Origin of the sequence: Methanoregula sp. (genome assembly GCF_049686655.1) — an archaeon.
Lineage (GTDB): Archaea > Halobacteriota > Methanomicrobia > Methanomicrobiales > Methanospirillaceae > Methanoregula.
Genome location: NZ_JBAVIG010000012.1, coordinates 37,703 through 49,758, shown reverse-complemented (window position 1 = coordinate 49,758; position 12,056 = coordinate 37,703). Strand labels below are relative to the sequence as shown.

General features: G+C 55.8%; 12 protein-coding genes. 6 read left to right on the top strand and 6 right to left on the bottom strand.

Going from position 1 to position 12,056, the window contains the following annotated elements:
- Nucleotides 1–4: 4 nt before the first annotated feature.
- The 6 genes from WBL42_RS01280 to argH all read right to left on the bottom strand — a co-directional run bounded on the left by WBL42_RS01280 (nucleotide 5) and on the right by argH (nucleotide 5,972).
- Nucleotides 5–532, bottom strand: coding sequence for a nitroreductase family protein (locus WBL42_RS01280; protein WP_424719455.1), 528 nt, complete (start codon nucleotides 530–532; stop codon nucleotides 5–7).
- Entirely contained in the window at nucleotides 519–875 is a 357-nt protein-coding gene (locus tag WBL42_RS01275; RefSeq protein WP_424719454.1) for a hypothetical protein, read from the bottom strand. The genes WBL42_RS01280 and WBL42_RS01275 overlap by 14 nt, the downstream gene beginning before the upstream one ends.
- A gap of 129 nt (nucleotides 876–1,004) precedes the next feature.
- Nucleotides 1,005–1,328, bottom strand: coding sequence for a DUF5350 domain-containing protein (locus WBL42_RS01270; protein ID WP_424719453.1), 324 nt, complete (start codon nucleotides 1,326–1,328; stop codon nucleotides 1,005–1,007).
- 87 nt (nucleotides 1,329–1,415) lie between these two features.
- Nucleotides 1,416–3,266, bottom strand: a complete 1,851-nt coding sequence (gene gatE / locus WBL42_RS01265) for a Glu-tRNA(Gln) amidotransferase subunit GatE (RefSeq protein WP_424719452.1) — start codon at nucleotides 3,264–3,266, stop codon at nucleotides 1,416–1,418.
- The gene (gatD, locus tag WBL42_RS01260) at nucleotides 3,256–4,494 is read right to left on the bottom strand and encodes a Glu-tRNA(Gln) amidotransferase subunit GatD (protein WP_424719515.1); all 1,239 of its coding nucleotides are present in this window, start codon (nucleotides 4,492–4,494) and stop codon (nucleotides 3,256–3,258) included. The genes gatE and gatD overlap by 11 nt, the downstream gene beginning before the upstream one ends.
- Complete coding sequence (gene argH / locus WBL42_RS01255; protein ID WP_424719451.1) at nucleotides 4,491–5,972, bottom strand: argininosuccinate lyase; 1,482 nt, start codon at nucleotides 5,970–5,972, stop codon at nucleotides 4,491–4,493. The genes gatD and argH overlap by 4 nt, the downstream gene beginning before the upstream one ends.
- Before the next feature lie 419 nt (nucleotides 5,973–6,391).
- On the opposite strand from argH, the gene WBL42_RS01250 reads away from it, so the two are divergent.
- From WBL42_RS01250 to WBL42_RS01225, 6 genes are all read left to right on the top strand, one after another.
- Nucleotides 6,392–7,648 (top strand): ABC transporter substrate-binding protein, encoded by a 1,257-nt coding sequence (locus WBL42_RS01250; protein ID WP_424719450.1) that lies wholly within the window; start codon nucleotides 6,392–6,394, stop codon nucleotides 7,646–7,648.
- 31 nt (nucleotides 7,649–7,679) lie between these two features.
- Nucleotides 7,680–8,447 carry an ABC transporter permease gene (locus tag WBL42_RS01245; RefSeq protein ID WP_424719449.1) on the top strand — a complete coding sequence of 256 codons (768 nt, stop codon included), beginning with the start codon at nucleotides 7,680–7,682 and terminating at the stop codon, nucleotides 8,445–8,447.
- The gene (locus tag WBL42_RS01240; protein ID WP_424719448.1) at nucleotides 8,444–9,205 is read left to right on the top strand and encodes an ABC transporter ATP-binding protein; all 762 of its coding nucleotides are present in this window, start codon (nucleotides 8,444–8,446) and stop codon (nucleotides 9,203–9,205) included. The genes WBL42_RS01245 and WBL42_RS01240 overlap by 4 nt, the downstream gene beginning before the upstream one ends.
- 121 nt (nucleotides 9,206–9,326) lie before the next feature.
- Nucleotides 9,327–10,079: a 50S ribosomal protein L16 gene (locus WBL42_RS01235; RefSeq protein ID WP_424719447.1), complete on the top strand. Its 753-nt coding sequence runs from the start codon at nucleotides 9,327–9,329 to the stop codon at nucleotides 10,077–10,079.
- A gap of 537 nt (nucleotides 10,080–10,616) precedes the next feature.
- A complete protein-coding gene (locus WBL42_RS01230; RefSeq protein WP_424719446.1) occupies nucleotides 10,617–11,447 on the top strand; it encodes a fumarate hydratase in 831 nt (276 codons plus the stop codon).
- Nucleotides 11,444–12,055, top strand: coding sequence for a FumA C-terminus/TtdB family hydratase beta subunit (locus tag WBL42_RS01225; protein ID WP_424719445.1), 612 nt, complete (start codon nucleotides 11,444–11,446; stop codon nucleotides 12,053–12,055). The genes WBL42_RS01230 and WBL42_RS01225 overlap by 4 nt, the downstream gene beginning before the upstream one ends.
- Nucleotide 12,056 lies beyond the last annotated feature (1 nt).

The window sequence follows — 12,056 nt, the reverse complement described above, 5'->3', positions numbered from 1 at the left end:
CCATTTACCAGGTTTCTTTGTGCACATGTTCTCCAATCGCCATTCTCTCCGTGAGCTGGCCGGACGGATGGCCCTTCCCTACAGCAAGCAGGGCGACAGGACGGATATGCTGGGGAAGATCGAGGATCTCGCGCACGAGATCATCGTCAAATGCGCCCGTCCAGCAGGAATGGAGGTCCTTTGCATGAGCCGCGAGCATCATATAGGTACAGGCAATGGTTGCATCCTCGAGTGCGTAAAGGATCCCCCGCTCGCCATACCGGGACATCGATCTGACATAATTGGAACATACCACAAATATCACCGGTACCTGTTCGAGATGTGCCTGCCCAAATGCTGCTTCCGCGAGTGCAAACCGCGTATCTTCTTCCGTGACAATGATGACATCCCATGCTTCAAGATTGCCGGCGCTCGGAGCTGTACTGGCGCATTTCAGGATATATTCGATCTCCTCCCCGGAGATCTCTTCGCTGTCGTAGGAACGGACCGAAGAGCGCCTTGACAGGAACCCGAGGATATCAAAGGAGTCCATGTTCCGAGAGGACCTGCCACGCTTCCTGCGCCGGGGTAGTCGATGCACTGATTGCTGCTGCCACTTTCTGGGATGCCTGTTCCGGCTGGTTGCTTTCCATCAGGGAGATCGCATCGTTTACTGCCTGTATCGCCTTCTGGAATTCGTGCTGGCCTGTACTGTTTGCTGCAAACTGGAGTTCGCTCCTGACGGATTCCAGTACCATAATGAGTATTCGGCGCCCTCCGGCTCTCTCTGCGTCCGGAAATCCGGGGAGTGCCAGGCAGAGCTGTGAAGTCATGATCAGTTCGGACTTTGCCCGTTCCCCGAACTGGTAACTCTTTACTGCGGTTGGAAGATCCATAGTCACCATAGTTGTTAGGGGTAAAAGATAGTTATCCTTGACGGAACTGGTTTCACAATGTGATCCATTGCAGTAAAAAAGAGGTATGATACCTCTCAACCCTTTGCGGGCCTCAAAAATATCTGGTATTTACCGGGAAGACTTTGCCTTGGCACCGAGCGCAGAGACCTTGGGTCTCTTCATGTGGCGGCGGATCATGGGGTTTGCTGTTGACTCGTTCATGCCGGAGCCACCTGAGCGGTCCCCGCCACCGCGCCTGCCACCGCCGCGGCGTGCCCCGCCGCGCCCGCCTGCTGCTTCTGCTGCCTGGTCGATCTGCTTGACATTGGCCCCGGCCTTGAAGCGCTGGTTGGGACCCGGGGTCTTTGCCTCGCCTTCCTTTTTCGGGACGAGCCGGATCTGTCCTTTAACGCCTTTTACCTGTGCCCAGAGGGTTGTTCCTGTCTTGCCCATAATTAAACTCCTTATCTAATTCTGCTGCCCCACTCATAAATGTTCGCGCCAATGGATAGTGGATATGAGATCGCGCATCGGCAGGATTCAGGAATTCCTGGAAGAGGCTGCAGCATCGATCTCTTTTCTAAGGATATCACTCACGATCTTCCCGTCAACAGAACCACGGACTTCTGCCATGACAACGCCCATGAGCGGACCGAGTGCTGCTTTGCCCTTCTGCGCAATGAAATCGGAGCGTTCAGCGATGATCTTCCGGACAATCGCTTCCAGTTCTTCACGGGACACCGATGGTGCCAGTTTACTGATGGCCTCCTCAAAACTGCTCCCCGCAGCTATGCTCCGGAATATTTCCGGTATTGCCTCTTTTGCCGCGTGCTCCAGTTCCACTGCATGCAATGTTCTGAGGTAGGCGGCGTCGGTTATCTTTCTGGTGTCGACACCGTCCCTTCTGAGCTCAGTCAGTGTAGACAGGAGAGTGAATGCCGCAAGCTTCGGTTTTATGCCCTCCTGTACTGCGCGGTCAAACAAGGGGAGTTTGTCCGATGCAGCAAGCTGGAAGGCGTAATTCTTTTCGATGCCAAATGCCTTGATGAACCGCTCTGCTTTTACCGTCAGAAGTTCGGGTACCGTAACCGAGGCCCATCTGGCCTCATCGATTAGTACCGGCAGAACGTCCGTTTCCGGGTACATGCGCGCAGCCCCCGGGAGAGGTCGCATATAGGCGGTGCTCCCGCTCTCGAGCATCTTACGTGTCTCTTCAGGTACCGGTTTATCCGAAAATGCGATACGGGCACGCTGGGCGACCTGTGCTATCGCGCACATGGCCTGTTTATCACTTGCACCGGAAACGAGGATCACACAGTCGCGCTCTCCGGCCCCAATATGGGAACGCAGGCTGGCTACTTCCTCTTCCGTAACCCCATAGGCCGGGAGTTCGTCTGTGTGGAAGATGCCGCCTACCCCGCACTTCTTTGCATAATCCGAAATCTCGCTGCCGAGACGCCGTTCAGGCTGGATCTCCCGTCCTACAAGACCTGCAAATTCTTTGAGGAGAAGCGCACGGATCTTCTTTGCTTTTTTCAATACCGATGACTGGGTGTCCCTGAAAAGATCGGTGACATCATCATCGTGAGAAACAGATGCGCCCCGGGAACAGAGCTCAGCGCGAAGCTCAAGAAGGCTCTGCTGCCGCTGTACTTCGCGTTTTACCACTTCTGCAATGAGATCAAGTTCCTGCACACCTTTGATCTCAACCCGGGCACCGTTCGCAATTGAGATATTTACGTCCTGACGAATCGTGCCAAGACCCCGTTTCACCCTGCCAGTAGACCGGAGCACCATACCGATATACTCAGCAACCTTCTGCACATCTTCCGGTGTATGCATACACGGGGATGTGGTAATCTCGATAAGGGGAATACCGAGCCTGTCCAGCGAGAAGACCTCGTCTTTTACCCGTTGCGCTGCCTCTTCCTCAAGACAGATCGTTTCGATCTCGCCACCATCCGGGAGCGCGCCGTTAAAAGCCACCAGCGCCGTGCGCTGGAACCCGCTGGTGTTCGATCCGTCGATCACGAGCTTGCGCATGGTATGCACCTGCGGCACGGGAACCATGCCGAACATCTTACCGATTGTCAGGCAGATTGCAAGTGCCTCATCATTGATCGGGGCCGGGGGTTCCTCATCGTTCTCAACGAGGCAGGTGGAGTTGTAGGTGTAATACTGGAATTTACGGTGGTGTTTCATCTCTTCCAGCGCTGCGCGATCGATCTCGCCCATCTCGCTCACCGTTGCCCGGAGGTAGCGGAAGAACTCCCCGTTGTGTTCCGGGATCTCCCGGAGGGTGGTCGGGCAGTGGCAGAATAGTTTCTCGGCAGTGTCCAGCTGCTGGTGGATCTCTATACCGGCAACGAGGCCGAGAACCTTATAATCCATAGGCGCTCCTCCTCATGCATTCTCCTTTGAGATCGCTTTGCATCAGGGCTGCGGCTTTTTCCCGGTTATTCTCGTTTGCCAGCACCCACATCAGCTTGACAAGCGCAGCTTCCGGCAGCATATCGCCACCTTCAATGACCCCGGCAGCCAGCAGATCACGGCCGGTATCATAGACACGGTCGCACACCCTGCCGTGCATGCACTGGGAGGTCATGACAACCAGAGTCCCTCCCGTGATCAGGCGCCCGAGTGCCGGGATGAGTGCCGTGCTGACATGCCCCAGCCCGGTCCCTGCAATGATGAGACCTTTGTACCCTTCGTACGCTTTCAGGAGATCCGGGGACATACCCGGATAGAACTGGACGAGCGCGCAGTGTGGTTCGATCTTGTCATGCAGTGCGAGGGAATGTGTTCCCCGCAGTACTGCATGTGGCCCCAGCGTCACTTTCCGCAAAGGATATCCAATCCCGCCAATGGGGGAGATGCCGAGGCTGCGGAATGCATCCCGTCGGGATGTGTGCATCTTCCTGACCCGGGTGCCCCGGTGGATGGAGCAGGTATCGTCGCTGGTGGTTGCGTGCATCACGACCGCAACTTCCCCAAGATCACTTGTTGCCGCTGCAGCTGCGCAGACCGCGTTCATCGCATTGTCGCTCGATGGCCTGTCCGCAGAGCGCTGGGAACCGACGAATACGATTGGTACCGGGGTGTCGATCATAAAACTGAGCGCAGCGGCACTGTATGCCATCGTGTCGGTCCCGTGGGTGACGATGATACCCCGGGCGCCGTCCCGTATCTCGTCATGCACGGCACGGGCAAGATCCTGCCAGATCGCCGGCGTCATATTCTCGGAAAGGATCGTTGCGAGGGGGATAGTCCGGTAATTGGCAATATCGGCGAGTTCCGGAATGGCAATCAGGATATCGTTTGCATTGAACTGGCTGGTGACTGACCCTGTCCGGTAATCTATCCGGCTCGCAATGGTTCCGCCCGTTGAGACAATGGAAAGGTTGGGGAGTTTATGATCCTGCTCCACATCGACGTTCTTTCCCAGCGCTGGTTCCGGGTGCCCTGTGACCCTGCAGGATCCTGGCGCAACTCCGATGTTGTAACCAGAATCCAGCTTGACTACTGCCATGCCGTCACGTTCGGTAATGTACGTGCCGTTCCTGCTCTTCCCGCCATGATCGCACCGGACGAGATCTCCCGAAACAAACCGTGTTGTTATACTACCAGCCTCCGTGCTTCAGCTATGAGGTGCTCTTTTGCTTTTGCGAGCTTTGCCTGTTTTTTGCCAACGAATTCTGCATCATGGTGATGCTGTTTCCTGCGTTGAGTAATTGCAGTCCTGACTGCTTCCGGTGCAGGCCCGCCGGGAGCTTTCCGGATTTCAAGGGAATAGGTTACATCGAGCATCCGGTCGATGTCCCGCTGCGTCAGGCCTTTCCTTTCAAGCGAGATTCCCCCGCCAACTTCTTCTGCCGCTCTCTCAAGTGTGGCAAGGGAGAGATCACCTTTCTTGACTGCCCTGCCAACGATGTTATGGGCCGTTCGGAAGGAGAGACCACAGCTCCTCACAAGGGAATCGGCAAGTTCGGTTGCTGTTGAGAACCCTTTACCTGCCTCTTCCCGCATCCTTTGTGTATCAAAGGATGCACTGGTGAGCATGTCGGCAAGCAGCCGCAGGCTCACCCCGGTATCGTCCATCCCGCGCCAGATGTTCGGGGTGAGTTCCTGGAGATCGCGGTTGTAACTCATCGGCAGCCCCTTGACCGTTACCAGTGCCCCGCTGAATGCCCCGAAGACCGATCCGGACTTTGCCCGCATAATCTCGGCGGTGTCCGGGTTCTTCTTCTGGGGCATGATAGACGACGTGGAGCAGAAGGCATCATCAAAGGTCACGAACTTCACAAACGATGTGCTCCAGAGGATCAGCTCCTCGCAGAGCCTGCTGGTAGTGGACATCAGGATTGTGAGGTCAGCAAGGATCTCCAAAGCAAAATCCCGGGTTGCCACGGCATCCATGGTATTGGTAACAAGGCCATCGAAACCCAGAATAGTGGCGGTGAATTTCCGGTCAATGGGATAGCCGGTGGATGCGAATGCGGCTGCTCCCAGGGGAGACTGGTTGACCCGGGCATATGCCTCATTCAACCGTTCAAAATCGCGGGAGAATGCCTGTTCGTATGCAAGGAGGTGGTGGGCGAGAGTTGTTGGCTGGGCATGCTGCAGGTGAGTAAACCCGGGCATTGCGCTTTCCGTATGATTCTCTGCCAGGGTCAGGAGGACTTCCCGGACTTTCAACAGCGCGATCATCAGAGAAAGCAGATCTTCGCGCAGCCGGATCCGGATGCAGGTCACGACTTCATCGTTCCGCGACCGTCCCATGTGCATTCGTCCGCCAGCTTCAACACCCAGTGATTCGATCATAAGCGACTCGATCCCGGCATGCACATCCTCGAACCGATCATCGAACACTTCCTCCGGGATGCCGGTATCATGGAGCCTGAGCAATGCGGGAAGGAGCTGACGTGTTGTGGCGCGATCATTGATATTCTGCCTGTCGAGCATCAAAACGTGGGCGATATCAACGAGAATGTCCGCCTCGGCAATATACCGGTCTGCACGCATCGATGAGAGGAAATGCATCATGTCCCCGGTCCTCTCTCCGGAAAGGCGCCCCAGCCTTACAACATCGTTTCGCATCCGTTTCACCATCCGGTTGTATCGTTTACCTATTTGCTGCCAATTGATTAAAGCCACGCCTTACGTGCGGCCAGTTCTATCGCCTGCCGAACAGATTCGTGCGGAATGATAGTTGCCACCTGGACATACGCAAGTTGTTTCAATGATACTCGAGACAATCGGCGCACTGAGAATGGCAATGATGGCGGCGCGCATGAGCCGGTCTACGGAATACACAGTATCATATAACAGGTACAAACAGGTTAAATCAAATTTTTTTCCATTTTGTCCCATTAAAATGGAATATTAAAAACTACTTATGGACATTAATGATAATTTGGTTATCTCATTGTAAAATTTTAGTAGAATTATTGGACATGAAGGGAAAAAAAATGTTCAAAGAGTACAGTATTTATTATTACCAAAGCAACATTTCCCGCATGAACTCAACGAAGGTTACGGCAATCGCGCTCTTCGCTATTGCCCTCTTGCTACTCTCTGCCGGCTGCACCCAGCCTGCAGCAACACCGTCTGGCACGACTACCACGGCACCGGTATCCACAACGCCCTCTTTGGGAACCGTTGGGATTCTCTACACACAGGGTGTCGGACCGATGCCGGGCCTCCTTGCTACCAACCAGGTCGACGGGTACATTGCCTGGCAGCCCGTCGTCGAGGCCGGTGTGGAGAGCGGGATCGGGCAGGTTGCCTCCTATTCAAAGGACCTCCCGCCTGCAGGGAAGTGGAGCGATCACCCCCAGAACGTGTTCGTCGTCCGCCAGGATTTCTATGACAACAACCCTGATTTCGTAAATGCGTTCAGTGCACTCAACATCGCGTCGGACCAGTATATCACCGACCATCCCCAGGAATCGGCGGGGATCGTTGCGGACTGGCTTGCAGGAAAGCAGAATTTCACTTACGGCAACGTGAGTGTCTCGTCTGTCACCGCGGTCAATAACTCCATACCGACCATCAGGTTCACCACTGAACCATCTGATGCATGGAAGGGCAGCATGAATGATTTTGTCCAGGCACAGATCGACCTTGGCTCCATCAACGGGTTCCTGAAGAACGGCTCGGCCGGAGACAAGGAATCGCTGCTCTACAACTTCACCCCCTACCAGAATGCACAGGCCATTATCGCAACGAAAAATGTGACGACACCTCCCGTAATAAAAGATCCTGTCACCGTAGGTTACCTGATGGCTGTGGATCACTCGGCGCTTTTTGTCGCGGTCAAGGATTACCAGTACTTCAATGACACTTATGGGATCGAACTCAAACCCCAGGATCCGACCAAGGCAAAACCTGATGTAGCGGACTTCATCGTGAACGGCCAGAAAGTCGCCGAAGTACACCTCGTATCCGCATCAGCCGGTCCGGCCCTGATGCAGCTTGCAGCGACCAATGGGATCCAGATGTCCTACGTCGGTGCGCCACCGGCGATCGCTGCAATTGATCAGGGCATACCGATCAGGATCACCTACCCGATCGATAATCTCGGTACCGGTCTTGTCGTGACCAGGGGGGCACCTGTCCAGGACTGGCAGAGCTTTGCAGCATGGGCAAAACAGCGCTCTGATGCCGGCCAGCCTCTCGTCATTGCAGTGCCCGGAAAAGGTTCCATCCAGGACGTCATGCTCCGCTATGCCCTGCAGAACAGCGGATTTGCAACAACTGAAGTAAAAATTTAATCAGGACAGCAGGACATTATAATAGGAAAAGATGACACGACGCCTTGGCCTGGTACTGCCCCTCCTCCTCATCTTCGGGTGGGAGGCAGCGGCGATCATCATCAACAACCCTTTTTACCTGCCGAGGCTTGAGTCGGTCATCCCGGTGCTGCTCAATCCATTCAGCACGGATTTTACGCTCGGCACGGGAAGTCTTGTTGACAATGCCCTTGTCAGCATCGAGCGGGTAACCATCGGGTTTGGCATCGCTGCTGCTGTTGCTATCCCCCTCGGGATCGGCATGGGCAGATCTTCCCGGATTAACGATTTCTTCGACACAACCCTCGAGATGCTCCGGCCAGTCCCTCCCCTCGCCTGGGTACCTCTCGCGCTCGCCTGGTTCAAGCTCGGCATTGCCTCGATCGTATTCATCATCTTCATCGGCTCGGTTTTTCCCATCCTGCTCAACACGATTGACGGTGTGCGCAGCGTTAAGAAGACCTGGATCGAAGTGGGAACCACACTGGGGGCGAGCGAACGGCAGGTCCTCTCCAGTATCATAGTTCCCGGTGCCGCTCCTACCATCTGGACCGGGCTCCGTGTCGGTTTCGGGATCGCATGGATGTGCGTAGTTGCAGCAGAGATCCTTCCCGGCCCGACATCCGGTCTCGGCTACCTGATCATGTACGCGTATAATCAGGGGCAGATGAACGTGATCGTTGCCGGCATGATAACCATCGGATTGATTGGGCTTGCGATAGATATTCTCTTCAAGATTGTAGAGCGCCGTTTTTTCAGCTGGAGGGGGCTTGACCGATGACCCTCATGCTCAGGGACGTATCCCGCACATTCACTACGGAAAAAGGTGAGACGATCGAGGCGCTCTCCCGCATCTCCCTTGAGGTCCGGGACCAGGAGTTCATCTGCATCCTTGGCCCATCGGGGTGCGGGAAGACCACGATCCTCCGCATCATCGCCGGGCTCGAATCTGCGACATCGGGAACCATCTCCATAAATGGCACGACGATAACGCAACCCAGCCCCCAGATGGCCATGATCTTCCAGGAGTATTCGCTGTATCCGTGGCGGAATGTGCAGGACAACGTGACGCTCGGGCTCGAACTCAGGGGCATGAAAAAGGCTGAGCGGGAAGAGAGAGCAAAGAATTATCTCGAACTTATGGGACTCAAAGGTTTCGAACACAGCTTTCCCTACGAATTGTCCGGAGGTATGCGGCAACGGGTCGCCGTTGCCCGGGCGCTTGCCATCGATCCTTCGATCCTCCTGATGGACGAACCCTTCGGGGCGCTCGATGCCCAGACCCGGAACCGGATGCAGCACGAATTGCTCCATATCTGGCAGAAGACGAAGAAGACAATCCTGTTTGTCACGCATAGCGTCGATGAAGCGGTATTTCTTGCTGATCGTATCGTCGTCCTGACCCGCCGCCCCGGGACGATACGGGAGATCGTCACCGTTCCCGGGGAAAGACCCCGTGAACGTACAGGAGAACCCTTCGTCCGGATCCGCCGTCACCTCCTTGACATGATCAACGAGGAATCGGGAGCTGTCCAGTAAGATTTAATACCCTCCATCTCCATTTTATAAAAGCAGTTTGTGAAGCGTACAGGCATCAATATCTGAGCATTTTCTGGTATTTTTGCCCGCTTTTGACAATATATCACAGGAGTAGGACGCGATGGTTAGAAAACCGGCAAAGATGTACAGGGAAGTTGCCAAGAAGGCCTATACACGGCGCGAATACATGGGCGGTGTTCCCGGGAGCAAGATTGTTCAGTTCGAGATGGGCAACCTCTCGCAGGAATTCCCGACAGAAGTTGACCTGATTGTCGAAGAGGCATGCCAGATCCGGCACAGCGCCCTCGAGGCCGCCCGCATCACCGCCAACCGCCGGTTGATGAAGGATGTCGGCAGGTCCAACTTCCACTTCAAGGTACGTGTCTTCCCCCACCATGTCCTGCGCGAGAACAAGCAGGCAACCGGTGCGGGTGCGGACCGTGTGTCTGAAGGTATGCGCCTTGCGTTCGGCAAAGCAGTCGGGACTGCAGCCCGGGTTACCCCCGGCCAGAAGATCCTGACCGTCTACTCCACGCCCCAGTATCTTGAGAAGATCAAGGATGCACTCCGCCATGCAGGCCACAAGCTTCCGACCCCCTCGCACCTGAAAGTGAGCGTCATCAAGGTCAGCGGAAGGATCGTCGCGGCACCGAAGCTTGTCGGTGAAAAGGTTGTTGCAGCACCTGTTGTTGTTGAAGAGGCAGCAGCTGCTGAGCCCGTGAAAGGAGCAGCGCCGGCGAAGGGTGGCAAGGACGCAGCAAAAGGCGCGGCACCGGCAAAGGGTGGCAAGGAAGCAGCACCAGCAAAGGGAGCAGCACCTGCCAAGGCCGATGAGAAGAAAGGCGCAGCACCCGCAAAGGGTGGCAAGAAGTAATTTTTTTCTTCTCTCTTTTCTCTCTTATACGCTTTTTCGTTTTCTCATTCCCGTTCAGGCTTTGTTCCCTGATAACTTTCCGGCCTGGCATTCTTTGCCAGCCGGAGATTTTACCGGTTCTGTTATGATGGGAAGGGGGTTACCTGTCAACCCCCCCACGCGTGCCGGAAATGGTATGGCCGGGTGCGGTACCTGACGCTTTCCGGAACGTGGCGTTTCGTCGGGAAATATCGCTGAAGTACGGACTTGGGCCGGAACTGAATGAGAGGGGGGTTGGCAGGTAACCCCCCACCGTTTTATTTTCAAATCGTATTTGACCCCCCCCTTTCCATTCAAACCGTTACCGCCAGGTTGCAATGCCCATGAAGGCTATTGGGTTGTGGTGGTTCCGGAGAGCACCCGGCCAACACTCTCTGGAATGCCTCACCCCCAATATGCAACACTTCCACTAAACTTCCATAATTAGGTCTTTCGCACATCGCTCTGCCCTCTCTTGCGTACACCTATATATTATTCCATAGTGCTCATGTGTACATAATGAAGGACAATTCCCCGCTGTACGCTGCGCTTGCCGGGGCAACGTTCCAGGCATTCCGCGAAGCAGCCATCTCGCTCCCGCCCGATGTACTCCGGGTGATCGACCGGGCTGCTGCTGCCGAGACAAACCCGGTTGCCCGCGGCGAGTTTGCCAATATTCTGAAAAATGTCAAAGCCGCAGGGGAGCTTGGCGTGCCGCTCTGCCAAGATACCGGCGTCCCTGTCGTTTACCTCACTCTTCCTCCCGACGTCCCGCTCACGCAGGGCCTCTATGATGCGGTGGCCGAAGGGTGCCGGATAGCAACAAAGAAGGTGCCGCTCCGTCCCAATGTCGTCGATCCCCTCACCCGCCATAATACCGGGGACAATACCGGCCCCGGGATGCCGGCAATCCATGTCCGGCCAGGAGAGCGTTTCACGGTGACCGTCCTCCCCAAGGGCGCCGGGGCGGAGAACAGCTCCCGGATCGCCATGCTCCTCCCCTCTCACGTATATGGTATCGAAGGTTTTGTCGTAGAGACGATGCTGCATGCCGAGGGGAAGCCATGCCCCCCTGTCTTTCTCGGGGTCGGGATAGGGGGGACGTTCGATCTTGCGGCATCGCTCGCGAAGGAAGCGCTCCTCCTGCCGGTCGATACGATGACACTGTTTGAGCAGCAGATCTGCGATTCGGTCAATAAGCTTGGTATCGGCCCTATGGGGCAGGGTGGTGATACTACAGCTCTCGCGGTGAAGGTGAAGACTGCAGGTTGCCACACCGCCTCACTACCCGTGGCGGTAAATGTCCAGTGCTGGGCGAACCGGCACGCGACCCGGGAGGTGCAGTGGTGACGCAGGGACCCATCCAGCTTCGCACGCCTCTCGGGGAGGAAGTCCTTGTGCTCCGGGCCGGCGATCACGTGGAGCTCTCCGGCATCGTCTATACGGCACGGGACGAAGCACACCTGCGGATGCAGAAAGAGGGGATACCGTTCGATCCCAAAGGGGCGGTGATTTACCACTGCGGTCCCGTGGTGAAGGACAACCGGGTCCTTGCTGCCGGGCCGACAACATCAGCGCGGATGAATGAGCTCTCGGGGTTCCTGCTCGACAGGGGAGTGCGGGGACTGATCGGGAAAGGCGGGATGGGGTCTCTTGTCCGCGAACAGCTCCGGGGCAGGGGCGTGTATTTCGCTTTCACGGGCGGGTGTGCGGCCCTTGCCTCCTCTCACATGACCCTTAAAGGGGTCTTTTTTGAGGATCTCGGCATGGCCGAGGCGGTCTGGGTGATAGCGCTCGACCGGCTCCCGCTCGTTGTGGGAATTGACTCGGACGGCAATGACATTTTCGAGTCCGTGCGGCGCCATGCAGGTGAAGTATTCGAGGAGTACTATCAAAAAAAGGCCGGACCTGAAGCATGCGATAAACAAATAGGTTTTTTCACCTCAAGGGAAAAGTAGT